General features: G+C 46.8%; 23 protein-coding genes and 1 other RNA gene. 16 read left to right on the top strand and 8 right to left on the bottom strand.

Annotation, left to right across the window (positions count from 1 at the left end; genetic code table 11):
- The first annotated feature begins 52 nt into the window (after positions 1 to 52).
- Positions 53 to 391 (top strand): outer membrane protein assembly factor BamE, encoded by a 339-nt coding sequence (gene bamE / locus ACLHV8_RS16855; RefSeq protein WP_014884883.1) that lies wholly within the window; start codon positions 53 to 55, stop codon positions 389 to 391.
- 111 nt (positions 392 to 502) lie between these two features.
- Here bamE and ACLHV8_RS16860 read toward each other — a convergent pair whose 3' ends face one another.
- Complete coding sequence (locus ACLHV8_RS16860; protein WP_108090949.1) at positions 503 to 790, bottom strand: RnfH family protein; 288 nt, start codon at positions 788 to 790, stop codon at positions 503 to 505.
- Positions 780 to 1,217, bottom strand: coding sequence for a type II toxin-antitoxin system RatA family toxin (locus tag ACLHV8_RS16865; RefSeq protein ID WP_195757727.1), 438 nt, complete (start codon positions 1,215 to 1,217; stop codon positions 780 to 782). Before ACLHV8_RS16865 ends, ACLHV8_RS16860 begins: the two co-directional genes overlap by 11 nt.
- A gap of 156 nt (positions 1,218 to 1,373) precedes the next feature.
- On the opposite strand from ACLHV8_RS16865, the gene smpB reads away from it, so the two are divergent.
- The 3 genes from smpB to ACLHV8_RS16880 all read left to right on the top strand — a co-directional run bounded on the left by smpB (position 1,374) and on the right by ACLHV8_RS16880 (position 3,754).
- Positions 1,374 to 1,856, top strand: a complete 483-nt coding sequence (gene smpB, locus ACLHV8_RS16870) for an SsrA-binding protein SmpB (RefSeq protein ID WP_008502505.1) — start codon at positions 1,374 to 1,376, stop codon at positions 1,854 to 1,856.
- A gap of 89 nt (positions 1,857 to 1,945) precedes the next feature.
- Positions 1,946 to 2,308: a transfer-messenger RNA gene (ssrA, locus tag ACLHV8_RS16875) on the top strand.
- 204 nt (positions 2,309 to 2,512) lie between these two features.
- Positions 2,513 to 3,754 carry an integrase gene (locus ACLHV8_RS16880; RefSeq protein ID WP_032642877.1) on the top strand — a complete coding sequence of 414 codons (1,242 nt, stop codon included), beginning with the start codon at positions 2,513 to 2,515 and terminating at the stop codon, positions 3,752 to 3,754.
- A gap of 107 nt (positions 3,755 to 3,861) precedes the next feature.
- Here the strand turns inward: ACLHV8_RS16880 and ACLHV8_RS16885 are convergent.
- Positions 3,862 to 4,970 (bottom strand): IS3 family transposase gene (locus ACLHV8_RS16885; RefSeq protein ID WP_101677551.1). Its coding sequence is split into 2 segments (ribosomal slippage): positions 3,862 to 4,709 and positions 4,709 to 4,970, totalling 1,110 coding nucleotides; the frame shifts between segments, so codons are not numbered across the junction.
- A 477-nt stretch (positions 4,971 to 5,447) separates the two neighbouring features.
- Here ACLHV8_RS16885 and ACLHV8_RS16890 point away from each other — a divergent pair.
- A complete protein-coding gene (locus ACLHV8_RS16890; protein WP_032642883.1) occupies positions 5,448 to 6,485 on the top strand; it encodes a restriction endonuclease in 1,038 nt (345 codons plus the stop codon).
- Between the two features lie 326 nt (positions 6,486 to 6,811).
- Here the strand turns inward: ACLHV8_RS16890 and ACLHV8_RS16895 are convergent, their stop codons facing one another.
- A complete protein-coding gene (locus tag ACLHV8_RS16895; RefSeq protein ID WP_032642885.1) occupies positions 6,812 to 8,557 on the bottom strand; it encodes an ATP-binding protein in 1,746 nt (581 codons plus the stop codon).
- Position 8,558: 1 nt separating this feature from the next.
- Positions 8,559 to 9,644 (bottom strand): SIR2 family protein, encoded by a 1,086-nt coding sequence (locus ACLHV8_RS16900; RefSeq protein ID WP_032949838.1) that lies wholly within the window; start codon positions 9,642 to 9,644, stop codon positions 8,559 to 8,561.
- Between the two features lie 474 nt (positions 9,645 to 10,118).
- On the opposite strand from ACLHV8_RS16900, the gene ACLHV8_RS16905 reads away from it, so the two are divergent.
- Positions 10,119 to 12,743 (top strand): AAA family ATPase, encoded by a 2,625-nt coding sequence (locus ACLHV8_RS16905; protein WP_032642889.1) that lies wholly within the window; start codon positions 10,119 to 10,121, stop codon positions 12,741 to 12,743.
- 391 nt (positions 12,744 to 13,134) lie between these two features.
- The gene (locus ACLHV8_RS16910; RefSeq protein WP_127348427.1) at positions 13,135 to 13,890 is read left to right on the top strand and encodes a hypothetical protein; all 756 of its coding nucleotides are present in this window, start codon (positions 13,135 to 13,137) and stop codon (positions 13,888 to 13,890) included.
- Positions 13,891 to 14,199: 309 nt separating this feature from the next.
- On the opposite strand, the gene ACLHV8_RS16915 is transcribed toward ACLHV8_RS16910, so the two are convergent.
- On the bottom strand, positions 14,200 to 15,297 hold the full coding sequence (locus ACLHV8_RS16915; protein ID WP_225367888.1) for a hypothetical protein: 1,098 nt from the start codon (positions 15,295 to 15,297) through the stop codon (positions 14,200 to 14,202).
- Positions 15,298 to 15,609: 312 nt separating this feature from the next.
- On the opposite strand from ACLHV8_RS16915, the gene ACLHV8_RS16920 reads away from it, so the two are divergent.
- A complete protein-coding gene (locus ACLHV8_RS16920) occupies positions 15,610 to 15,825 on the top strand; it encodes an AlpA family phage regulatory protein (RefSeq protein ID WP_032642895.1) in 216 nt (71 codons plus the stop codon).
- A 92-nt stretch (positions 15,826 to 15,917) separates the two neighbouring features.
- Positions 15,918 to 17,357, top strand: coding sequence for a YfjI family protein (locus ACLHV8_RS16925; RefSeq protein ID WP_045370402.1), 1,440 nt, complete (start codon positions 15,918 to 15,920; stop codon positions 17,355 to 17,357).
- Between the two features lie 135 nt (positions 17,358 to 17,492).
- Here the strand turns inward: ACLHV8_RS16925 and ACLHV8_RS16930 are convergent, their stop codons facing one another.
- Positions 17,493 to 18,125 carry an inovirus Gp2 family protein gene (locus tag ACLHV8_RS16930; RefSeq protein WP_048215745.1) on the bottom strand — a complete coding sequence of 211 codons (633 nt, stop codon included), beginning with the start codon at positions 18,123 to 18,125 and terminating at the stop codon, positions 17,493 to 17,495.
- A 483-nt stretch (positions 18,126 to 18,608) separates the two neighbouring features.
- On the opposite strand from ACLHV8_RS16930, the gene ACLHV8_RS16935 reads away from it, so the two are divergent.
- The 3 genes from ACLHV8_RS16935 (at position 18,609) to ACLHV8_RS16945 (ending at position 20,646) form a co-directional block, all read left to right on the top strand.
- Positions 18,609 to 19,187, top strand: coding sequence for a hypothetical protein (locus ACLHV8_RS16935; protein ID WP_032642897.1), 579 nt, complete (start codon positions 18,609 to 18,611; stop codon positions 19,185 to 19,187).
- 141 nt (positions 19,188 to 19,328) lie between these two features.
- Positions 19,329 to 20,066 carry a DUF3944 domain-containing protein gene (locus ACLHV8_RS16940; RefSeq protein WP_048215744.1) on the top strand — a complete coding sequence of 246 codons (738 nt, stop codon included), beginning with the start codon at positions 19,329 to 19,331 and terminating at the stop codon, positions 20,064 to 20,066.
- 19 nt (positions 20,067 to 20,085) lie between these two features.
- Entirely contained in the window at positions 20,086 to 20,646 is a 561-nt protein-coding gene (locus ACLHV8_RS16945; RefSeq protein ID WP_410376991.1) for a DeoR family transcriptional regulator, read from the top strand.
- 10 nt (positions 20,647 to 20,656) lie between these two features.
- On the opposite strand, the gene ACLHV8_RS16950 is transcribed toward ACLHV8_RS16945, so the two are convergent.
- Positions 20,657 to 21,350, bottom strand: a protein-coding gene (locus ACLHV8_RS16950) for an IS1-like element IS1X4 family transposase (RefSeq protein WP_410392133.1) whose coding sequence is annotated in 2 segments (ribosomal slippage) — positions 20,657 to 21,101 and positions 21,100 to 21,350 — 696 coding nt in all. Because the reading frame shifts where the segments join, the coding sequence is not laid out codon by codon here.
- A gap of 203 nt (positions 21,351 to 21,553) precedes the next feature.
- Here ACLHV8_RS16950 and ACLHV8_RS16955 point away from each other — a divergent pair.
- The 4 genes from ACLHV8_RS16955 (at position 21,554) to ACLHV8_RS16970 (ending at position 23,882) form a co-directional block, all read left to right on the top strand.
- Entirely contained in the window at positions 21,554 to 21,994 is a 441-nt protein-coding gene (locus ACLHV8_RS16955) for a hypothetical protein (protein ID WP_032642904.1), read from the top strand.
- A 35-nt stretch (positions 21,995 to 22,029) separates the two neighbouring features.
- A complete protein-coding gene (locus ACLHV8_RS16960) occupies positions 22,030 to 22,392 on the top strand; it encodes a hypothetical protein (RefSeq protein ID WP_032642906.1) in 363 nt (120 codons plus the stop codon).
- A 330-nt stretch (positions 22,393 to 22,722) separates the two neighbouring features.
- Positions 22,723 to 23,100: a hypothetical protein gene (locus ACLHV8_RS16965; protein WP_196239799.1), complete on the top strand. Its 378-nt coding sequence runs from the start codon at positions 22,723 to 22,725 to the stop codon at positions 23,098 to 23,100.
- A 44-nt stretch (positions 23,101 to 23,144) separates the two neighbouring features.
- Positions 23,145 to 23,882 carry a HupE/UreJ family protein gene (locus tag ACLHV8_RS16970; protein WP_009654087.1) on the top strand — a complete coding sequence of 246 codons (738 nt, stop codon included), beginning with the start codon at positions 23,145 to 23,147 and terminating at the stop codon, positions 23,880 to 23,882.

Consider the following 23,882-nt stretch of genomic DNA (forward strand, 5'->3'; position numbering starts at 1 on the left):
ATATTACATATGAGCCGCGTTCTGCTCGGGCCCGAAAAGGAATCAAATCACTATGCGTTGTAAAATGCTGACCGCTGCCGCAGCGGTTCTTCTGATGTTGACCGCAGGCTGTTCCACTCTGGAGAAAGTGGTTTACCGTCCTGACATCAACCAGGGGAACTACCTTACCCCTAACGATGTGTCCAAAATCCGTGTGGGGATGACACAACAGCAGGTCGCTTATGCACTGGGAACCCCGATGATGTCCGATCCGTTCGGCACAAACACCTGGTTCTATGTATTCCGTCAGCAACCGGGCCACGAAGATGTGACCCAGCAAACCCTGACGCTGACCTTCAGCAGCGCCGGTGTGTTGACCAACATCGACAACAAGCCTGCCCTGACCAAATAATCAGGCGTCAGAAATGCAAAAAGGTGCTCAATGAGCACCTTTTTTGTTTCTGAATTCTTGCACAGAGACGTAGCGCTCCGGTACGCGTCAGCGCCACCGGGGAAGAAAGCGCTACTTAGCCGCTTTCTCCGCACGCTGACGACGCAGCTCTTTCGGGTCAGCAATCAACGGACGATAAATCTCCACCCGGTCACCTTCTTTCAGCACATCACCCAGCTTAACCGGGCGGCTGTAAATCCCGACTTTATTCTTCGCCAGGTCAATATCACTGCGAAGCTCAAGAATGCCGGAAGCGCGGATAGCCATCTCAACAGTCGCGCCCTCTTCCAGCGTTACACGTTGCAGATATTGCTTCTCCGGCAGCGCGTACACCACTTCCACAGCAATCTTATGCGACACTGTAAACCTCTTTGGCGCGGGTGGTGAACGCCTGAACCATATTTGAAGCCAGCTCTTTAAAGATGCGACCAAACGCCAGCTCAATAAGTTTATTCGTAAACTCAAAGTCCAGATGGAACTCGATGCGACAGGCGTCAGCGCTCAGGGGCGTAAACTTCCAGCCTCCCATCAGCGTTTTAAACGGACCATCCACCAGATGCATCAAAATACTCTGATTACTCGTCAGCGTATTACGCGTGGTGAACGTCTTGCTGATCCCCGCTTTGGAGACATCCACCGCTGCGGTCATCTGCGTTGGACCAGACTCCAGAACACGGCTCCCGGTACATCCAGGAATAAACGCTGGATAAGACTGAACATCGTTCACTAACTGATACATTTGTTCCGCGCTGTAAGGCACAAGCGCAGTACGGCTAATCTGAGGCATAGCATTTCCCATGGTCACACAACGGACAAATAATAACATTTATCACCTGTTAAAAAAACGCTAAGCCTCATCTCGTGCTAAGATAGCGCGTTAGACCTCACAGGACGCAATGAGGTGACTTTTTGAAATCAGATTACCGACGGCTTTACGACACTTATGACGAAGAAAAAAGCACATAAACCAGGCTCGGCGACCATTGCGCTCAACAAGCGTGCTCGCCATGAGTATTTCATTGAAGAAGAATTCGAAGCTGGCCTTGCGTTGCAGGGCTGGGAAGTAAAATCGCTGCGCGCCGGGAAAGCCAACATCGGCGATAGCTACGTGATCCTGAAAGATGGTGAAGCCTTCCTGTTCGGGGCGAACTTTACGCCGCTGACCGTCGCCTCTTCACACTACGTTTGTGACCCAACACGCACACGTAAACTGCTGCTGAACAAGCGCGAGCTGGAATCCCTCTACGGTCGCATCAACCGTGAAGGCTTCACCGTCGTTGCTCTGTCGCTGTACTGGAAAAATGCCTGGTGCAAAGTGAAAGTTGGCGTTGCGAAGGGTAAAAAACAACACGATAAACGGACTGACCTGAAAGAGCGGGAGTGGCAGCTCGACAAAGCGCGCATCATGAAAAATGCAGGGCGTTGATTCTGCACACTTATTGTACTATTCAATAAGTTAGCGTTCCGGGCTGGTATCCTGCAAGTGAAATCTGGTATACTGAGTTCAACACTATTGGGGCTGATTCTGGATTCGACGGGATTTGCGAAACCCAAGGTGCATGCCGAGGGGCGGTTTGCCTCGTTAAAAGCCGCAAAAAATAGTCGCAAACGACGAAAACTACGCTTTAGCAGCTTAATAACCTGCTCTGAGCCCTCTCTCCCTAGCTTCCGCTCTTAAGACGGGGATCAAAGAGAGGTCAAACCCAAAAGAGATCGCGTGGAAGCCCTGCCTGGGGTTGAAGCGTTAAAACTAATCAGGCTAGTTCGTTAGTGGCGTGTCTGTCCGCAGCTGGCGTGCGAATGTAAAGACAAACTAAGCATGTAGTACCGAGGATGTAGAAATTTCGGACGCGGGTTCAACTCCCGCCAGCTCCACCAAAATTCTCCATCGGTGATTACCAGAGTCATCCGATGAAGTCCTAAGAGCCCGCACGGCGCAAGCCCTGCGGGCTTTTTTGCGCCCTCAATTTGTCCCGCGAAGTCCGAAGAGAACTAATTAAATCCGAACCTTTTAGGCACCTTGTTAGGCACCTCATAAAGCTTTATTGTTTTTGAGGTGCCTAAAACTATGGAAACCCAGCAATGGCAAGACAAACCAAACCTCTATCCGTTAAAGAAATCGAATCCGCCAAACCCAAAGAAGCGGACTACGTTCTCTATGATGGTGATGGCCTTGAGCTACTCATCAAATCCAGCGGAAGTAAAATCTGGCAGTTTCGCTACATTCGCCCTGTCACTAAGAAACGTGCGAAGAAGAGCATAGGCCCCTACCCGTCAGTTACCCTTGCCGATGCCCGAAACTATCGGGCAGAGTCCCGCTCTCTTCTGGCGAAACAAATTGATCCCCAGGAACATCAGCAGGAACAACTGCGCAGTTCAATTGAAGCCAAAACCAATACTTTCCAGCTCGTAGCTGAACGTTGGTGGAATGTGAAGAAAGCAAGCGTGACAGTGGACTATGCAGAAGATATCTGGCGCTCTCTTGAGAGAGATGTCTTTCCTGCAATTGGGGACGTTAGCGTTACAGATATTAAAGCTCACACACTGGTTCAGGCCGTTCAACCTGTTCAGGCCAGAGGAGCACTGGAAACCGTTCGTCGACTGTGCCAACGCATTAATGAGGTCATGATCTATGCCCAAAACACAGGGCTGATTGATGCTGTTCCCAGCGTTAATATCGGTAAAGCCTTCGAGAAGCCTCAGAAAAAGAACATGCCCAGCATTCGACCGGACCAGCTACCTCAACTGATGCAGACAATGCGAACAGCCAGCATTAGCCTTTCCACACGCTGCCTGTTCATGTGGCAACTTCTTACTATTACCCGCCCTGCCGAAGCGGCTGAAGCTCGCTGGGAAGAGGTAGACATAGAAGCGCGAGAGTGGAAGATTCCTGCAGCACGCATGAAAATGAACCGTGACCATACTGTTCCATTGTCAGATGAAGCGATTGCGATATTGGAGATGATGAAGCCGTTAAGTGGAAATCGAGAATTTATCTTTCCCAGCCGCATCAAGCCAAACCAGCCGATGAACAGTCAGACCGTTAACGCATCGCTGAAACGCGCAGGTTTTGGTGGGGTGCTCGTTTCACACGGTCTGAGATCTATCGCCAGTACAGCCCTAAATGAACAAGGCTTCCCACCTGATGTTATTGAGGCGGCCCTTGCGCATGTAGATAAGAATGAGGTCCGTCGTGCCTATAACCGCAGTGATTATCTTGAGCAGCGGCGGCCCATGATGCAGTGGTGGGCTGATTTTGTGATGGCTGCTGATCGTGGAAGTATGGTTGAGGGCGGTATGAAAGGAATGAGGTTAGTAGGGTGACGGATAACTAATGACGACCCCGACTTTAGTGCCGCGATGAATGAGGCTTTAAATGTCAGTGACCCTGACCCCGAATATGCTCCAGTCATAATCAGGAATAACCGGCTTCATGTTGGCTGCATATTCTGGCAATCGACAGATTTTTCTGCAAATTCGGACGGGGTCATCCATCCCAGCGCAGAATGGGGACGCCTCTGATTATAGTGTATGCGCCAGGCCTCGATTTTGCACCGTGCGTCCTCCAGGGACATGAACCAGTTCTCGTTCAGACATTCCTGTCGCAGCCTGCCGTTGAACGACTCCACCGTGGCATTGTCCGTCGGTGTTCCCGGCCGTGAGAAGTCTATTCGGATCCCTCGTTCATACACCCATTTGTCCAGCATTATCCCTGCAAATTCAGAGCCGTTATCGGTTTTCAGTAACTGCGGCAAGGGGCGTCTGAGCGCAATACTGTTCAGCATTTCGGCAACCTCCGTTGAGCGCAGATTCTGGCCCACGCAGATCCCCAGACATTCGCGCGTGTAGAGGTCAATGACCGTCAGCAGGCGTAACCGACGCCCGTCAAACAGGGCGTCAGAAACAAAATCCATGCCCCAGACATGATTCGGATAAAGCCCCTGAGGCTGGGGCTGTCGCCGCTGGGCCGATTTATTCCGACGCGGACGCTTGAGACGCAGGGACAGCCCCTGCTCGCGATAGAGCCGGTAAATGCGTTTATGATTATCGCGCCAGCCCTCCCGCCTGAGCATAACGTGAACCCTGCGGTAGCCATAGTGGACCCGGGTTTCGGTGATCTCCCTGATACGAAGGCGGAGCGCGCTGTCGTCTGCCGCCACAGAACGGTAGCGGAAAGAGCTGCGGCTGATCCGTAGCGCAAAGCAGACCTGCCGCTCGCTGGCCCCGTAGCGTGCCTGCAGGTCCCGGACCCATTCACGCAGGCGTGCCAGCGTCAGTTCTTTTTTGCCAGCACATCCTGCAGCATGGCCTTGTCGAGGCTCAGATCGGCAACCAGCTTCTTCAGCCTGAGGTTCTCTTCCTCAAGCTGGCGCATGTGCTTCAGCTCAGAGGGCGAAATATCACCGTATTTCTTGCGCCACGTATAAAACGTGGCATCGGAAATACCCAGTTTGCGACAGACGTCCGGCACGGACATCCCCAGTTCAGCCTGTTTGAGGGCAAAAACAATCTGCTCTTCGGTGAATCGTGATTTTTTCATCGGCACCACCTCCGTTCAGGGAGTGTAGATCATGCCGGAATTCTGTTTCTGAATGGCGCAGGATTTCGGGTCAGGGTCATCAGACCGACAAGTGCTAGGAGCGGACTATTTATCAATTATGAGTACATAATAATGTGATATCAGTGCCACCAAATTAGATTTGGCCATTGCAAAAAACCAATAAAATCAATATGATAAGGCAACACAAACGGAAAGATGGCTATCTATAAAGTGGGTATATTTTCAATATCAAACCAGAGGGAATGGGCAGGAAATAGTTAATAACTTACTTAATTTTTTGACTAAGAAAGTTATTTGATATTAATAATTATAATATTACATTGTAAGTCATGAAAACCTACAGTGAAGATATTTTAATGTTTACAATTGAACTTTACAAAACAATCATTAAGTAAAGTTTAAAATATATTCCTTTTTTATATTGATTTATTATATCTGGATGAGGTTGTTAAAAACATGAATAAATTAAAACCAACATGGCAGTTATTCGAGGAACTCGTTTGTCACATTCTGAAGGCAAACAATTTTCAAATAAATAGAAATAGTTGCAGAGGAGACGAAGGATTTGATTTTCTCGGTGATTTTGGAGGAGAAAGATGGGCTATTGAAGTTAAATTCTACCGCACAGCTCGAGCTCAGCCCTCACTTATTGATGCAGCTGCGACTCGCATTACCAGCAATGGCGTAGCCGCAGGTGTTAACAAAGGAATGTTAGTTGTTTCATGCTTTCTCACACCTGAGTTGCGAGAGGCTCTGGAAAATAAATTCAGTATTACTTTTGTGGATCAGGCTGACTTAAGAATTTGGTGTAGTTCACATCCTGAACTAGCGGAATCATTGGATGCACTATTAGAAGTAAATCTAGATGAAGCTCTTACGACGCACCTTTCTCGTAAAGAGAGTAACTCTATCATTAGAGATATGGCTCTTAATAAGAGTAACCGGATTGAGCGACAAAAAAATAAAGGAACAAAACTTTGCCTTGAACTAAAGAGTATTAAAAAAGGGAAAGCATCTTGGCGTCAATATGAAAAAAAATGCGAGGAAATCCTTAAATATCTGTTTCCTAATGATCTACACGGCTGGCATTCACAAAAAAGAACTGATGATGGTTTAAACCGTTATGATTTTGTATGTCGAATTAGACCCACTACTGAATTTTGGAAATTTGTTATTGAACACCTAAATAGCCGTTATGTTCTTTTTGAGTTTAAAAACTATTTAGGGAAAATCAAGCAAGGCCAGATACTTACCACGGAGAAGTATCTTTTGGAAAAAGGACTCAGGCGTATGGCAATTATTATGACAAGGACGGGAGCAGAGGCACATGCATTAGCTATGACGCAAGGAGCTATGAGAGAACAAGGTAAACTTATACTCATTGTAAACGATGAAAAAGTATGTGAAATGCTTCATATGAAGGAACGAGGGGAAGATCCAACTGATTGCCTTTTCGAAATTGCCGATAACTTTTTACTGACACTCCCTCGTTAACTCATGATAAACACACCAAATAGTAAAAATGTAAAAATTGAATCATCATAGATTTCATTTAAAGCTCGTAACACTATGTAAATTTAATCAATGGACTCCAAGCGGATGTTATGCACATCCGCTTCTTATTGATCGCAGCCTGATGATGTTGCAATAGACCACTTATACCAGAAATAAAATCTGCTGGCAGCACAATGCATTAATCAACGAGAGAGTTATCAGAATTTGTTATTCTTCAAAATGATCTGAGAGATGCGACACAATCCGAAGACGGGCTTGAGCATGCCTAGCCTACTAAAGTCCGTCGTCCGAGGGGCTGCTTCGGATTATAACTTTGTTCTATTTTGTCGACGCATGTTTTCTACTGCCAATGCAAAGTCTGTATTGGTAACGTTTTCCTGCCAACGAGACCAAAAATCTATTGTTGCACTTAACGGTGTCTCAGTTGGAGGGTCAATTTTTATTCTGCTTGGCAGGAGCACCGAATCACCCACAACCATAGCTTCCCCAACATCCATGATGGGAAGTGCCTCTAAGAGACTCTCCAGGCTTTCGGGTAGTAATTTTCGTACTGTTGCCTGGTCATCCGCATTAGTTAAACGCAATGAAATGATGTTGTTACATTGACTGAGTATAGTGGTACTTACATCTGAAGGTCTTTGGCTTACAATCATTAACGCAACCCCATATTTGCGGCCTTCTTTAGCGATTTTTTCAAATGCTTCAACCGCTCTGCGTTCAACTGGGTTACCTTCTTTTCTTGGCAGGTAAAGATGAGCCTCATCGCATACAAAAGCAACTGGCCTACGACTTTCAGGATTCGTCCAAAATTGAACTTGATATATGATGCGGGCAACCAACCCAATGATTACTGGCAATATATCAGCCGGAACTTCTGAGAAGTCAATTACTTTAATATTCTTTTTTTGGTTACCAAAACCCATCAGTGTTTCGGCAATCATACTTAACGAACCGTATTGATTGTATTTATCCGGACTATTGAAAAGAAACCCATAACGTCGATCTTGTAAGCGACTAGCCATTCGGACCAGCAATCTAGAAAACTCACCGTTAAAAGGGCCATTTTTTTCCTTTCCAGCTTGTGCCCCTGGGATTCTTTCTTCATTTAAAAATCTCAACTTTCCAATGACATTATCCAAAGAATACGGAATTGGACTGTCAAGTGTAAAAGCTTGTAACAGATCGCTACGACCATTCGTTTGTAGGAAAGCTTTCTTTTGCTCCGTAATCGCATCTTGCACGATAACTACTTGGTTGTGTGCACTGAATTCACTTCGGTCAACGAACAATGACTGAATTTCTTCCGAATTAAGTAACCAATAAGGCAGGAAGAGGAGTGAGTCATCATCAGTATCAACCTCATCCGGCCCTGGTATTCTCAATTGTTTGGCATAAGAAAGTTCTTTGTACTCACCGTGCAAGTCGAATACAACTAGGTTTGAAGATGGCAGTTTCGAACTCCTTTCCAGAATCGAGGCAACCGTCCATGATTTACCAGATCCCGTGCTACCAAGTAGAGCAGCATGTCGCTGGAACAATTTATTGCCATCAACATAAGCGCGTGCATTCTCATTAAGTTTATAAGAGCCTAGCTCCAGTGAGTGCTCTCCATCACCACATTCAGAAATCACACGCATGAACTCTTCGAGATGGGCATCTTTAAGTACATAACAGGTTGAGTCTATTTCCGGGACGTGGTCTAGTGACCTTGAAAACTTATATTTTTGCTCAATTGCATCCCATCGGGCCCCGCCCATTAAAGTAATCTTGACTGTGTTAATTACAATATCTTCAAAAGCGTCTATCTCGTCTGCTTCATCTTCTTGCACTTCTAGGGCAGGGAGCGGAGCGACTACTGCTTTTATTACTTTATCAATCATGCCAATGAGCCAACATTCAGTTGCTCCGCTTAGTTGGACTGCTACAAGCTGTCCAACTCTAGCCTTCCGCAGATCTTTATCAGTGTTTACCAGAATAGTTACTTTTCTGGTGTCTACTTCACGAATATTTCCAAGTATGTAGCTGTCATCATTAAAAGTAAAAAGAGCCATATTACCCTCCTAAGAACTCATTAGTGAAAACCTCAAAACGCCATAATTCCTTGTCATCTACATGCAGCCAGTTTTCAAACTTTGAATTGTAAATCCTGCTTTTATCTGAATTTGTCTGTTTGCAGATAAGCCACATATTTGGGCATTTAGATAACCACTCCTCGATTCTTTGGTTTGAATCCCGAGTAATTACTAATGCTCGGCACTGATCTTGTTCAAGTTTTTGCCTAAATACGTTATTAACAAGCTGGGAATCGTTAAAGCCAAAACCTAAAAATAGAAAACTTGTATGGTTTCCAACCGCATTATCATATTCAGCCAACTGGGCCCTGTCTTTATGTAATCTCTGATATTTAGCCGTACCTGGAGTGATCATCGCCCGCACAACGCCTTCAGGTTTGTTGAGAATCCAGCTATTACATTCGATAAGATGAGCTTCCCATTCAAAGGTATTTAAAGAGCCATGTGGTTTGTGCAGTCGAATATGTTTGCATTCTATGATTCTTGGTGGTTGTCTCGGCTTGCCAAAGCCTTTATGAATAGATTGAACTATTTTTTTTGCTTCACTCCAATCATAACGTTGAAGAAAGCCTCCGTAGAATCCCGTAATATATGGAATCTTGTGCCGAACAAAGGCGTATTCAGCTAATAAATCGTAATTCGGTGTTGCAACGTGAAGTTGTTTATCGGCCTGTGGCAGAGTTTCAACAAGCTTTTTCAGTAGTGTTCCAGCTGGCCAATCGCGTAATCCTGAAATGATTTGGTGGGCGTGAACGTTATCGTGATACGCAACAAAGCTTGCAGTTAGTTCGACTATACGAGTAGTCAGAGTCTCATCCTTGATGAAGTCCATAGCAGATTCAAAGTCATGGCTACAACCATCGAGAGCGGACACCACTTGCTGCCATTGTTGCGCCTGAGCATCTGTCATACTACTAGTCAACTCGGCTCGAAGGTGACGCTCTAGAGCTGGCATCCCAAAATTTAGATCAAGTGCACATGAAGTTCCTGTACCAAATAATACAAACGGCTTCTCAGTAAAAAACTCTGCAATCGCTTGATATGCAGATTCCTTTGTCAACTCCATGCATCCCCCACTTAAGACATCTAATTTCCGCGCTTACCGCCTAACATCCGCATCATTAGTACTTTATTCTCTTACTTTAAGGCTTCAAGTTTTTATTGCAGAGCAATTATCCAGAACTCTCATTTGTAGAGCTATATCAAGTTTCTGCCAATTGGAGGTTTCAGACCCAAGCCATCAGCCCCGAAACGCTTCCTCTCACAATTCAACGTAGCTTGCTAATTTTGCCGGTTAGCAAGCACAATTGGGTTGACGTCCCAGTTTTCTGGGGCCCCTTAGGGGATCATAAGGTTCTGATGAACAATGCCGATAATGTTTAGATAAGATGAATCTGATGTTTCCGCGTCACTCTCACAGGGACAAACTGCGTTGAATGTCGAAAACCTTTGAGACCCGTTGTGCCAAGCAAATTAACGACAAACGACAATGACCAAGGCAGGGATGCGCTACAGCGTCCGACTGTGTAAAGGAGAATACATGGCAAGCATTGTTTCGGAGTACCAACGCTTTCTCGATTGTTTAACGCAGCAGGACGTTCCTGATGATGTCCGGCGACTTGCGTATCTGATCTTCGATCATATCCAACCTCTCGCTGAAGTCGGCTCGACTCGCCGGGCGCGTTCAGTTCGTCTTGCCCCCCTAGCCCTAAGACATCTAATTGATCAGCCCATCGCTTACGAAGGCAATTCTGACGCCCCTGAAGCAGGTTCTGCTCTGGGCCGATTGCATCAGCTTGAGGTTGGTCCATTCCGTGGATTCATGCGGCAGGAGATATTTGACCTCTCCCACGATATCACTCTCATTTACGGTGCAAACGGTACAGGTAAAAGCAGCTTCTTTGAGGCTCTCGAAGTGTCAATGCTGGGCACTATCAGTGAAGCGCAGTTAAAGCGGGTGGAGCAAAGGCTTTATTGCAATAACGCTCGTCTCAAGCACCACGATGCGCCAGTGCTTCTTGCCGGTGAGGCTCAGAACTTACGGCCCGTCCAGCCTGATGAATCAGAGTATCGTTTTTGTTTCATTGAGAAGAACCGGCTTGATGACTTTGCCCGTATTGCTGCAAGAACCCCTAGCGATCAGCGACAGCTAATCGCAACGTTGTTTGGTGTAGATCAGTTCAGTGAATTTGTCCGTGGGTTTAACCCATCACTCGATCAAGATCTGATGCTTTCCGGACCAATGGCAGCTCAGTTGGTCGAACGGAGAAAGCAGGTAGCAGCTTCAGAGCAGGTAATTGCAGCACATCCGCAGAAAATAGCTTTGATTGAATTGCAGGAAAATGCGCTTGCGCAGCGCATATCCCCCGAAGCGACCTATCAGGCATGCGTTGAATGGCTGGAAGGTACACAACTTCAGCAGGGACGTCTGCCATATATTCAATCTCAACTTGATGCTATCCCACCACTGGTTTATAGGATTACGCAATCCCGACTGGAAGCGCTTCTCGCTGAAGCATACCGTCTACATGGGAGTTGGCAAGAGACCTCAAGGGAACTTGCATCACGTGCGACCGAGGTATCGTATGCAAAACTGTATGAAGCAGTGCAGGCCTTGGCTGTCGGAGCAACTACCTGCCCTGCTTGTGGTACAAATCTTGATACCGTAGCAGAGGATCCTTTTATACGAGCGCGTACGGGACTTGAAGCCCTGGCGCAGTTGGCACAGATTCAGTTGCGGGAGCAAACATTACGAACAGAGCTGAACGAGTCTCTCCAGCTACTGTTGGAGGAAATACGTCGCACCGTAACGGCAGCAATCGCCGCATGCCCGGAAACCCTTCATGCTGCAGTACTGCCGGAATTACCCCAGACATCAGTTGGAGCGTGGCTTGAGTGCTGGGTTGAAGGAGAGAAACAGCCCTGGAACACACTCCTGTGCATTGCCAAAGAGATTGAGCATATCGATAAACAGTCCCTCGCAGTACATAATCAACGTGGTGCGTTGACCGAGGAGCGGGACCGTCTGATTCAGTATCGGTTCGAAATTGAAAGACTACGTACGCAGCGCACAGCCGCCAACGTTGAACTAGCTGCAGCTCAATCTAATCTGACCCAGTTCAATGACAATAATCGAGATCTGCTCCAAGCCATTGCTGAAGAAGAAACTGTCATAAAGTTAAATCAACGAATTAAGGTAGCTTACGACGGATTCCTACCGGAAATCCAAAGATACATGGCCGCACTACCTGGCATATTGCTTCAGGGATTGGGTGAACAGGCTCGGGATCTGTATAACGCTTTTAACCGAAGCGATGCACCTAGCGATCTGCTGCATGCACTTCATATGCCAGTTGCTGAAAATGGCAAAATTGAAGTCGAATTCGCCGGTGAACCGGGCATTCGTTACGATGCGCTAATCATTTTCAGTGAGGGACATATCAAATGTCTTGGCCTCGCAATTCTGTTGGCCAAAAATATTGTCCAAGGATGCCCGGTGGTTATTTTTGATGATGTGGTTAATGCGATTGATGATGAGCATCGAGACGGTATATGGCGTACCTTCTTTGAAGATGGGCTACTGGACGACAAACAGGTAATCTTGACTTCCCATGCCGAAGAATTCCTCATCCGAATTCAACAGGAGTTAGGTGCAGCAAGGGCAGGAGCCATTAAGCGCTACAAATTCCTACCACACGATGGTGAACACGAACTGCGGGTAGACAGCAATCCACCGAGTAAGAATTACGTTCTGCTTGCGCAGCAGGCTCTAGATGGGGATGAAAAGCGTGAAGCTCTTCGTCAGTCACGTCCCGCCCTGGAAAGCCTTACCGATAGCCTTTGGTCGTGGATGGGCAGACGCGGTGACGGACGCATTGATATTAAACTCAGTGGACCACGTTCGCCTTGGGAATTGAATAATAAATGCTCTAAATTGAAATCGGCCGTTAATCGCATTTCAGGGCAGCATCCCGGGGCCCCGGCTGCAGTTGCTGCATTAGAAAGATTACTCGGAGTCAACGGCTCCAGCATTGAATGGGGATATCTGAACAGCGGCGTGCACGATTCACAGCGAGACCACGAATTCGACCGCTCCACAGTAAGAACAATAGTGGAGTCGATTGTGTCGCTTGATGCAGCCCTTAGCGTCATGAGAAATCAGTAAGTGATACACAGTGAAACTGGTGCCGGGTGGTGTCGCAATCAGCCTCCCTAAACGTAGCTTTAGCCGTTCAGATGCTTGCTGGCTTTCTCGATGAGTTGAATCGGGTTAGCCCCACGGTTCAACTGGAAGCTAGCGAGCACCTGATTATTTGGATTCGGAAAAAACAGCAATGACCGAATTGCTAATGGAGTACAGGGACAACAAATGGGAAATGATATTTTCATCACAAAATGGCATCAAAAAACCTGCAAACTCCAGTCGCAAATTAAAAGTTTCATTAAAAAAATAAGCGAGCAACTTACTTATAAATAACATCACCAATGGTATTATATCAATGATATTTTTTTACCAAATAAAAAGAAACAGATATGAAATAGCTGCAGTACTACTCATGATAAGCATTGGACTGCTTAATTTGGGGTGGCTGAGTTTAAAGAAAATCCCTGAAACTCCTCCAGGATATTATGAAAATATTGTCATCGAACACCTGCAATTATTCACGAACCTGCGCAACGAGTATCATAATCAGCAACATGAAATGAAGAGTGAAATGCTGTCCAAAGAGCATGCATCTATAGAAGTAGCTAGGATTGCATTAAAATTAAACATATTTGAATCCCGATATCTGGATTTTTGGGTAGCAGAGAGACCGATTATTATTGGTATGTTGAAGCCTTTTGAAGAGCCAAAATATAGAAGCTGGTATGTACACCTTCCTCAAGAAACTCGAAAACTGGTTAACAACATAGCAGATAATCTACACGAGGTTTATCCCAAACTTGCGAAGTGTAATCAAAATGCGGCTAAGGATTATATGGCATTAGTTTCGGGACTGGCGGCACCATCATCTCGCGATAAAGTATCTGCTGCCTTGGTTGCGCAAACCCGAGTAATAATGCGCAATATTTCTCAAGATCAGCATTCTCCATCAGAGATTTGCGATAGTGCAATGGTGTCATATTTTTCTTCGATACAACTGTTATCGAGAACATATAGTGAACTTGCAGATTCTTATCAAGAGCAACTAGAAGCTAATGAATTATTACGTAAAATAGTCAGCACGATATTATCCTTTCTTTTATTTTTAGTTTGCTATAAGTGCCGTGAAAATTTGATAAAAAAGGCAGCAAAATCACTGGGGGTATAATTTTTCTAAACTATTGAAGTTACTGTTATTCGAGTAAGGATTTTTAGGACTAATTAGGCATAAGATCGATTTTTAAATGGAATTTTCTCAAGATGAGCTTGTTAAAAATTTGTTTTTTCCAGAACTATACAAAAGAGATAAGAACAGTCTGGTCAGGTGGGCAAAGAACTAATATTCCGGAGTTCTTCTTCGTGCCGATTACTATTTTTAATGAAGCGACACACCTCTTATTTTTGAAATATAAAAACCACCTCTAAAGGTAATTATCTTTCACATCGCCAAATGAACACTATACCTGCCACCTCTGCTTTATGGATAATTACATTCGTTAGTTCCTGTACTACAGAATCTCAAAGCCATATCGTAATAATAATTATTATCAAGATGCCAAGGGATGATAAACCCCTGATTCAATAAAAGAAAGCAATAATACCTCACTTGAGAGTAACGTTCTTTTTTTACAGATTTATAGCGGAGATAAAGGCTCCTAGCTGATACACTAAAACCAAGCCCCAAATACTTCAACCTTATTTTTTCTGAAATGGTATGACTATTACTCTCCTCATTATAAATTGCAATTACAGGGTCTTCATCATGTTCGCATGCAATATCAAAGGCCCCCAGGGTTCCCAGCCAACTGCCCTGGGTACCACTAAACATGCGTTTATGAAGATAGTATTTATTTATATTTTCAAGAAGGGCTATAACATTCTCCCGAGAAACACCGTTTTTGCATTGAAAGCTTACAAAAACTTTCCGTTCCGCTCCCATAAACCAGTTATCGACTAATCTTTTATAGTAATCAGAAATATTTTTTTGTTCTACGGCGGACATTTTTAGGTCAGGCGTGGGTAAAGTAATCGTATTATTGTTTTTTAGTGACAGCATTACCGCCACTACTCGTTGCAGCATCTTAAATTCGAAAAGCAAACCAGTGCGTATAAGCTGTAACAATTCTCCAGGTCCAGATTCCTTCGCATGCTTATCAATATTTCGAGAGTATTTCCCACATGAAATGACCCCATAACCTACCAGCTCCCGATAAAACTCAAGAGGAGCATCTGCATACTCCAGTGCATAGCAGCATTCGGTCAGACGATACCGGATAAGATACGGTGTTGCTGATAATGCCAGATCTTCATCATTCATGAGATCTTTAATGGTTTGATCAATGAATTCCCCCTCCACACCATTGTTCTCCGCAGCAGTGTAAAGCAATGTGAGACCAAAATTGCTCGCTGTTTGAGTACTCTCGCCATAGTCAGTCCCCTCATCAAAAAACGTACTTACTCCGGACTGTTCAGCATACTCAGTCATCGCTAAAGAAAGTTTGCCATCAACAGACAGAATAATTTCCAGCGCTCCCAGCAGGTAGTGCTTTGCTATCGCAGTCTTTTTTTCCGACATGTTGGCTTCCCGTAAGATCTTATTGATTTTGAGAATAATGCGGGAATACCACTCTGCGATGGGATCTTTGCAAACCTCATTCATCACAATCTGACTAAAGTGAAGATTATCAATGGCATCAAACGCGGCTTTTTGTATCGGAGTTATCGCAGGCATATGTCAATGTCAAAAAAAGTAATATATTAATGACCTTAGATTACACCAAAATACTCACTTACAATCAATTCCTCTTACCAGACTGCAGGCAATCACCGAGCAGTAGTAATCGATAACTTAATCAAAAAGTAATTTCATATAGTTAAGAGAGGAAAAATGAATACAACTATTCAGACAGTGAAAATCCTGCGTATGCCTGCTGTGGTGCGCAAACTCGGTATCGCCCGTGCCACCATCTACGACTGGCTTAACCCAAAGTCACCACGCTATGACGCCACGTTTCCTAAACAACGCCGCCTGGGTATGCAATCTGTCGGCTGGGTGGAATCTGAACTTGATAAATGGATAGAGGAGAATTGCCCTCAGGTTTAATAGCGCCTTTATTCTGACTCTGCATCAGCTATGACAGAGAGTCACGACTGATGCGGAAAATTTAACTTTTTTGTGCATTCTGGAGCCCCCCAATGCCAAAACATGATGATTTTCCTGTTGATGCGTTTCCGCCACTCATCAAAAACGCAATCTGTGAAGCACACGAGGTAACAAAAGCCCCAATCGCTCTGATTGCGGCGTCCGCTCTGGGGGCAATTTCTCTGGCCTGCCAGAATCGTATTGATGTTATACGCCCAGGGAACCATCGTGGCCCCGTATCACTTTTTGTCCTGACTATCGCTGAATCAGGTGAGCGCAAAAGCACCGTTGACAAACTGTTGCTAAAACCATTGCGCGCGAAAGAAGAACAGCTAGAAAATATTCATAATCGGGAATATCAGATTTATTACAAACAAAACCAGATAGCTGTCTCAGTAAGAAAAGCGCTGGAAAACAAGCTTAAAGCACATATTAATCGGGATAAAGATATTACTGAAATAAAATCAGCAATAATGGCCCTTCAGTCTCCGGCCCCCCCTGTCAGACGCAAACTGACGTTCAACGATGCCACACCGGCTGCCATTAAAGCATTCCTTTGCGGTGGCTGGAATGCTGTGGGTGTGATGTCCGATGAGGCAGGAACAATTTTTGGTGGTCATGCACTTAGCGAATTGCCGTTTATCAACACAATGTGGGATGGCGAGAGATTTAGCGTCGAACGTAAAAACGAACCCGACGCGGTTATTAGCGACGCCCGTATGACGTTATCATTGATGGTTCAGCCTGAAGCCTTCCGTGATTACCTTGAGCGTAAAGGCAGCATGGCTAAAGGTGTCGGCTTTTTTGCCCGGTGTCTGATTAGTTTTCCGACATCCACACAGGGTTCACGCCTGATCACCGTACCAGTGACATCGCAGGAACACATTCCTAAATTTCACGACCGTCTCATGGAAATTATTAACGAAAGCCTGGCCACTAACATTAGCGAGCGCCTTTCTCTTAAATTTTCACCTGAAGCTGAAAAAAGTTGGATCAATTATTATAATCAAATTGAAACCAGTATCGGTATTCAGGGCAAAAATGGGCTGAGTGACTTCAAGGATTTTGCGTCAAAGTCAGCTGAAAATATTGCGCGTATTGCTGCATTAATACATTACTTTGAGGGCAATACGGGAGATATTTCTGAATGTGCAACTCAATCAGCCATAGAAATTTTTAGCTGGTATGGCTTTGAGCATCAGCGCCTCTTTACCAAAGTAGATACTGCTGAAACACCAGAACAGGATGCAATGGAACTTCTGACCTGGATTGAGGTTAAGTATCGCGAGCGCCTTTCAGTTGCTCTTGATAAAAACTTTATTCGTCGCTATGGCCCTAACAGACTTAGGACTGGAGGGAAAATTTACATGTTACTGGACTGGCTTCAAAGTCAGCGTAAAATAATTATCTTTAAGCAAGATAATAAAACTTTGGTTTACCCGAGTTGGGCATCCACCCCCAACTATACAGGTCAAACCTTCAGCCGCTTCTGACTCTTTTTGGTTAAGGAAAGGCAGGTATTATATATTTTTCTTGCGTGTTATATGGCCTTACCGGCCAGGACCTGCATTAACTAAGACCTAAGGTTAAACTATATGAAAGGCAGAGGGACGAGCCCTCTGCCTGCGTTACATTTGGCCGGTTCCAATCACTGACGGATTCCGTTGGCTGCATCCAAAAGAACGTCCATCTCCATAGTGCTTTGTGTACTCTTTTGCCAGGTACATTGCTCTCTGACGTGCTGTAACATACTGCTCTTCATGCTCAGGACGTTTACCTTCTATCCAGCCACATGGGTGTTCCGGAAAATGAACCAGGCCAGCATAGGCCTCCCAGGGTAATTTCAGCGCACTGCACCAGGCTTTCTGGATAACATTCGCCAGTGAATCTATACCATCGTTGCATTGAGGCTGATAATCTCCCAGCGTATGGAAGGTGTCCTTGTTTACCAATAGCATCACATGGTAATGCCGGTTGCCATCCACCAGGCCATATTCTCTGCACCAAATATAACGTATGGACGTCAGATTCTTACAGGTAAGTCCTGCATGCCTTCGGGCAGTCATCTGAGCATTTGCATGGTATTTCAGCGAATCAAAGAAGCGCGAGATAACGCGCTCATCACGACGACCAGTACCGTCAGTCGGAAACCGCAAATCAAAACGAAATGTAGAAAGCCTGGGGTATTGATCAGTCGCTGCTGCCAGTGTTCGTTCTACGCCATCAGTGTATCGCGGATCGTATGTATATTTCGAATTCATAACTTTAGCCTTAGTATAATTTACATCTGTATCCCGAATAAGTTAGAGACAAATATCATTCATTTTATAATAACAACCCCCAACGGAATTCAATATATTTTCTGCATTACACACTCACCTTCTTTTTATTTAATAATACCAATACGGAGCGACTTATTACCCAACACCGCCACCGGAGGCAATAGAAGCAAGCAAAACCATCGTAGAACACATCATTTTATTTTCTGGAGTTATTTCTTAAATAAAATAAATCACAAGAGAAAGCTAACCATTTACTCATAGGCATTTTTTTGATACTAACTCATCTCATATGCAAGACACGTAAAAAATTACATAAAGAATACACAGTCGGTTACTATGAGATTGCGGCAAAAACTGAAAATAAAAAAATACAGATATATATCACCTTAACGACAACCATCTGGAGTTGTCGATAAGGAGGATAGTCTGGATATTACTGTATTACAGCATCTCTTTGACGGGATGTATGCCCTGGCGGTGGAAGGTACCGCCGTCACGGACTCTGCCGCAGTGCTGGCCGACAGTTACCTTCAGAACGACATGAGTCGTAATGATGCGGCTGAATCGCTGGTGCTGTACGAGTCCCTGAAAGCCTGCGGCTCCGGCTTTTCTTGTGGTCTTACCGGTGGCGCGCTGCTGCCGTTGACCGTCACCGCCGACGTCTGCTCTTCGCTGTTCATCCAGATGCGGCTGTGTGCGGCCGTTGCCATCATCGGAGGCCATGACACTGCAGACCCACGGGTACGCCTGCTTTGCTGGGGCGCGCTGGCCGGGGATGCCTGCTCGGATGCCATCAGTGGCATCATCACCCGGTTACTGACCCGCGCACTGAGCCAGTCTCAGGCCGAGACCGCTCTGCTGACAGTGGTTCGCGACGCATTACTGCTGAAAAGCAGTCAAGTGTTACTCAGGGAAAGCCTGCTGCTCCCGTTACTGGGCGGGGTAATCAACGGTGGTGCCGCCTGGCTCGTCACCCGCCTGACGGGGCAACTCGCCATTCGTCTGTTTATTCCACCGGTAACTCCGCCCTGTGCAGCATAATCCTCTGTATTTCATTTTCGGACATCACCTGTCCGTCATTACTCGTATAACACGCTGATTTTCCTGACGCATCGGCCATGTCCTTACAGGCGGGTTTGTTATCGTTTTTGTCCTGACGATACAGACCTGAATGGAGGGCTAATGGCCGTTTATCGCGAAGATGCTGACCTGCGGTTTCTGGGGCGTTGTGAGAATGAGGACCTGGATTTACTGGTCAGCCTCATTACCCATGACCCACGGGACAAAACCCTACGCTGGACGGAAACGCTGTCCGGCAGCGACAACTACAAACGTTTTTATCCAGCGCACCGTAATTACTGGCAGGAGATTGCCGCTGAAATCCAGACCTTTGGTGCCAGCAGTATCGCCAGTGTATTCAGGGGTGGGAAAGGCGTGCTGTATCGGGAAGTGTTATGCGATGTCTGTGACCATACGGGCGTGAAATACAGGAAGGAGGAGGCAACCGAAACCGTTGAGCTCTCCCTGCTGATGAAGATGCTCGAAAAAAGCCTCAGCGAAATGTCCCCGACTGAGCTGCAGGAGTTTGCTGACAGCATGGGTACGGAACTGACCGCACCGACAGCACCGCTGATTTTAATGGCCATACAGACTGCCGTCCGGTCTTCCGGTTTTGCAGCCTACCGTCTGTCGGTCGTGATGCTCAGTACGCTTGCGAAGGTTGTACTGGGGCGCACGCTCCCCATCGTGACTTATCTGACCCTGACCCGCTCTATCAGTGTACTGGCCGGGCCGGTTGGTATCGCCCTGAGCACCGGCTGGCTGATTGCCGATATGGCAGGCCCGGCACGGCGGGTTACGGTTCCGGCCTGCCTGCTGATTGCTTGTCTGCGTCAGCAGTATCTGTACAAATCAATGTAATCAACGGAAACCCTTCAATATGTCTGCGGAAGAAAAACAGCACGATCGCATGGCATCACGGCTGGCGATCATCATCAGTCGCCTGCTGATGGGGGAACGGTTGTCAGTTAGTGGGTTGTCTCAGGAGTTTCGTATCTCGGAGCGCACTCTGCGCCGGGATTTTCGTGAACGCCTGAGCTGCCTGGAACTGACATACCAGCAGGGGTGCTGGTCACTGGCCCACCAGCACGAAGGCCTGCGCACCAACCGGCATATTCTGCACTTTGCACGAGTAACCCGCACGGAGCAGCTGTTCCCGGCGATGGATAATCGTCTGATATCTGTGCTGACTGACAGCTCCGTAGAGCCACCTTTTATCGTCTGGCAGTCTCCACCGGAGCGCAAGCCCGGTCCCTTCGGCAGTTTCTGGCGTATCACACAGGCCATTCTGGAGCGAACTCTGCTGGATCTGACCGCAGAGGGGCAGCAGTACCGCTGGTTCGCACCTTATCGCCTGATTTATTTCGAGAACGGCTGGTATCTGGTCGGAGAGTACGCCCGGCAACTGCAGGTCTTTCTGCTGGAAAGCATTACCGGGTAATGACTCCAACTTACTGATAGTGTTTTATGTTCAGATAATGCCCGATGACTTTGTCATGCAGCTCCACCGATTTTGAGAACGACAGTGACTTCCTGCCCAGCCTTGCCAGATGCTGCCTCAGATTCAGGTTATGCCGCTCAATGCGCTGCGTATATCGCTTGCTGATAACGTGCAGTTCTCCCTTCAGGCGTGATTCATACAGCGGCCAGCCATCCGTCATCCATACCACGACCTCAAAGGCCGACAGCAGGCCCAGAAGACGCTCCAGCGTGGCCAACGTGCGTTCACCGAATACGTGCGCCACAACCGTCCTCCGTATCCCGTCATACGCGTAAAACAACCAGCGCTGGCGTGATTTAGCGCCGACGTAACCCCACTGTTCGTCCATTTCCGCGCAAACAATGACGTCACTGCCCGGTTGTATGCGTGAGTTTACCGACTGCGGCCTGAGTTTTTAAGTGTCGTAAAATCGTGTTGAGGCCAACGCCCATAATGCGTGCACTGGCGCGACATCCGACGCCATTCATGGCCATATCAATGATTTTCTGATGCGTACCGGGTTGAGAAGCGGTGTAAGTGAACTGTAGCTGCCATGTTTTACGGCAGTGAGAGCAGAGATAGCGCTGATGTCCGGCAGTACTTTTACCGTTACGCACCACGCCTTCAGTAGCTGAACAGGAGGGACAGCTGATAACAGAAGCCACTGGAGCACCTCAAAAACACCATCATACACTAAATCAGTAAGTTGGCACCATTACCGCATTACCGATGTCTGCCTGACACCCAGGCAGTTTCTGCGCAGAAAACACATCGATGCCCTGACCGCCGACCCACATTTCATTCACTCACTGCCGCACTTCCAGTACATCCGCACTGTACTGGCAGAAACGGAAAATTAAGGATAATCATGAAAAAAATCGCATTTTTACTGGCGCTGCTTTCTTCAGCGCAGGCCAGCGCAGCCGTAAACCAGTGGACCCGTACCTGGGTTCAGGGGGGCACGGAATACCGGATACAGAATAAACAGAGTGCTGAACTGCTTCTGACCTGTTCACCGCACGACAATGTGTTCGTCCGGTACACCGCGCCTGATGGCAAAACGCTCACCAGCGGCAATGATGATGGTCGCAGTCTTGAGGCGCAGACAGACAACAGCGACACGTTTCTTATAAACGACACACTGTCTGATGCAGGGGGGAGTAACTTCGAGGCCTTCTGGAATGCAGTCAGAAAATCACAGCGGATTCATATCACTGCGACCGGCCTGACCTCCACAACGTTCACCTTCAGCAATGCCGCCCGGACCCTGCCTGAGTTTGATAAATCAGGCTGTCTGACCCGTATGTGAACCTTTACGACTCCAGCAAATATAAGGAAAAAATAATGAAAACAGCAATGAGTGCCCTCGCCGTGGCACTGATAATTTCACCTCTGCTGCACGCAGCAGAGGCCCCGGTCAGGATTGGTCTGGAGCAGGTTAAAAATCCGTATTACCCGAATCTGCATCAGCAGCGTGTTCACGTTCAGTCGCTCACGGACAGCGTCACCATTAAGGATGTTGTCGTTAACCGGGGGAACTGCCCGATTCAGAAGATGCCCACGGTCTACGCAGGTAGTAAGCCTGTCCCGCTGGTACCGTCAACGTTGCCTTACGGGAAAGAGATTGCCGTCTACATTAAAGGCCCATGCAGTGTGGCGGAGATTAACGTCATCACCAGTCAGGGGGACTGGCTGATGAAGTACTAGTTTCGTCTGAACAATATCTGGTCTGACAATCAGTTGTCAGACCCTGTTGTGCTATCAGTCGTAATATCAAAAAAATCAGGTATTAATACTGCGTATTAATAGCCATTATAAACCCCTCCCCGTAAGGTCCCTCCCCTTATGAAGGATTCGCCATACTATATATCTCATTACTTCATTATGTTAGCGTCCTGCCACTGCTTGTCTGACCGCTTTGTGCCAAAAGCGGACGCTACGATTCCGCAGTGATTAAACCCCCAACCCCAAAAGACCTGTTGAAATGGGGTCAGCAAAACAGATACATTACGCACGTTGTTACCTTGTATCATCAGGATGCCGTTGACTGTGTTTTTTAGCCGTGAAGTCATTTCCAGAATCGTGCTTATCATCATGGCTGTTGCCGTGCTGAGCAGTTCGCTTATGGCAAAACCACAGGCTGTCTACAACGTCCAGGATACAACGACCATCAGTGACCATCAGCACGATAGCGATGAACCGCTGAATGAGCACGATCCGCTGCTGTTCCACTCGCACGGTAATGTGCACCACCTCAATGCCGATCATTCCCACGATCTGAACAAACTCTTCACCCTGACTGCTTTGCAGGCCTGGAACGCGGGCATACGGGCGACCTTTGCGCTGAGTTCAGAACAAATTCTGCGAATGCCACAGGCCACCCCCGAACGCCCTCCGAGATCCCTGTTTGCGTAATAACTGCTGTTAATTCGTTATTATTCAAACTGTAAGGATTTTGTATGAACACCTGCCTTAATTTACAAGGCCGGTTGAGCGGTGGCCTGTTTTCGACTCAGGCGCGTTCGGCTTGTCTGTTTTTCATATTGTTATTGCTTTTCTACAGCCAGGGTGCGGCCGCACATGGCGTAGCCGAAGGCGACAAAGGGTACATCCAGGAAATCACCGGGATTAACATCATCCCGTTTATCTACCTTGGCGCGAAGCATATGGTGACCGGCTACGATCACCTGCTGTTTCTGTTCGGCGTGATTTTCTTTCTCTACAAAATGCGCGATATCGGGCTGTACGTCAGCCTGTTTGCTATCGGACACTCCACAACGCTGCTCATTGGGACGTTCTTTGACATCAGCGTAAGCGCTTATCTCATTGATGCCATTATCGGACTGTCTGTGGTCTACAAAGCCCTTGATAACCTTGGCGCGTTCCAGCGCTGGTTTGGCTTTCAGCCTAATACGAAGATGGCGACGCTTATCTTTGGTTTCTTCCACGGCTTTGGCCTGGCGACCAAAATCAAGGAGTTCGAAATTTCCCCCGATGGCCTGTTCGTCAACCTGATTGCCTTCAATGTCGGGGTCGAGATAGGTCAGCTTCTGGCGCTGAGCGCCATCCTTATCATCATGAGTTACTGGCGGCAGACGGCGAGCTTTTTCCGCCATGCCTACACCGCCAATGTGGTGATGATGAGCGCCGGTTTCCTGTTAATGAGTTACCAGATTTGTGGCTACGTTTTAGCCTGA

The organism is Enterobacter sp. CPE_E863, from assembly GCF_046521465.1.
Taxonomy (GTDB): Bacteria; Pseudomonadota; Gammaproteobacteria; order Enterobacterales; family Enterobacteriaceae; genus Enterobacter; species Enterobacter adelaidei.

Bases quoted from the DNA above. Each gene is read 5' to 3' on its own strand.
- bamE (WP_014884883.1), top strand. From the start codon at position 53: ATGCGTTGTAAAATGCTGACCGCTGCCGCAGCGGTTCTTCTGATGTTG.
- ACLHV8_RS16865 (WP_195757727.1), bottom strand. From the start codon at position 1,217: ATGCCTCAGATTAGCCGTACTGCGCTTGTGCCTTACAGCGCGGAACAA.
- smpB (WP_008502505.1), top strand. From the start codon at position 1,374: ATGACGAAGAAAAAAGCACATAAACCAGGCTCGGCGACCATTGCGCTC.
- ACLHV8_RS16880 (WP_032642877.1), top strand. From the start codon at position 2,513: ATGGCAAGACAAACCAAACCTCTATCCGTTAAAGAAATCGAATCCGCC.
- ACLHV8_RS16890 (WP_032642883.1), top strand. From the start codon at position 5,448: ATGAATAAATTAAAACCAACATGGCAGTTATTCGAGGAACTCGTTTGT.
- ACLHV8_RS16895 (WP_032642885.1), bottom strand. From the start codon at position 8,557: ATGGCTCTTTTTACTTTTAATGATGACAGCTACATACTTGGAAATATT.
- ACLHV8_RS16900 (WP_032949838.1), bottom strand. From the start codon at position 9,644: ATGGAGTTGACAAAGGAATCTGCATATCAAGCGATTGCAGAGTTTTTT.
- ACLHV8_RS16905 (WP_032642889.1), top strand. From the start codon at position 10,119: ATGGCAAGCATTGTTTCGGAGTACCAACGCTTTCTCGATTGTTTAACG.
- ACLHV8_RS16910 (WP_127348427.1), top strand. From the start codon at position 13,135: ATGATAAGCATTGGACTGCTTAATTTGGGGTGGCTGAGTTTAAAGAAA.
- ACLHV8_RS16915 (WP_225367888.1), bottom strand. From the start codon at position 15,297: ATGTCGGAAAAAAAGACTGCGATAGCAAAGCACTACCTGCTGGGAGCG.
- ACLHV8_RS16920 (WP_032642895.1), top strand. From the start codon at position 15,610: ATGAATACAACTATTCAGACAGTGAAAATCCTGCGTATGCCTGCTGTG.
- ACLHV8_RS16925 (WP_045370402.1), top strand. From the start codon at position 15,918: ATGCCAAAACATGATGATTTTCCTGTTGATGCGTTTCCGCCACTCATC.
- ACLHV8_RS16930 (WP_048215745.1), bottom strand. From the start codon at position 18,125: ATGAATTCGAAATATACATACGATCCGCGATACACTGATGGCGTAGAA.
- ACLHV8_RS16935 (WP_032642897.1), top strand. From the start codon at position 18,609: ATGTATGCCCTGGCGGTGGAAGGTACCGCCGTCACGGACTCTGCCGCA.
- ACLHV8_RS16940 (WP_048215744.1), top strand. From the start codon at position 19,329: ATGGCCGTTTATCGCGAAGATGCTGACCTGCGGTTTCTGGGGCGTTGT.
- ACLHV8_RS16945 (WP_410376991.1), top strand. From the start codon at position 20,086: ATGTCTGCGGAAGAAAAACAGCACGATCGCATGGCATCACGGCTGGCG.
- ACLHV8_RS16955 (WP_032642904.1), top strand. From the start codon at position 21,554: ATGAAAAAAATCGCATTTTTACTGGCGCTGCTTTCTTCAGCGCAGGCC.
- ACLHV8_RS16960 (WP_032642906.1), top strand. From the start codon at position 22,030: ATGAAAACAGCAATGAGTGCCCTCGCCGTGGCACTGATAATTTCACCT.
- ACLHV8_RS16965 (WP_196239799.1), top strand. From the start codon at position 22,723: ATGCCGTTGACTGTGTTTTTTAGCCGTGAAGTCATTTCCAGAATCGTG.
- ACLHV8_RS16970 (WP_009654087.1), top strand. From the start codon at position 23,145: ATGAACACCTGCCTTAATTTACAAGGCCGGTTGAGCGGTGGCCTGTTT.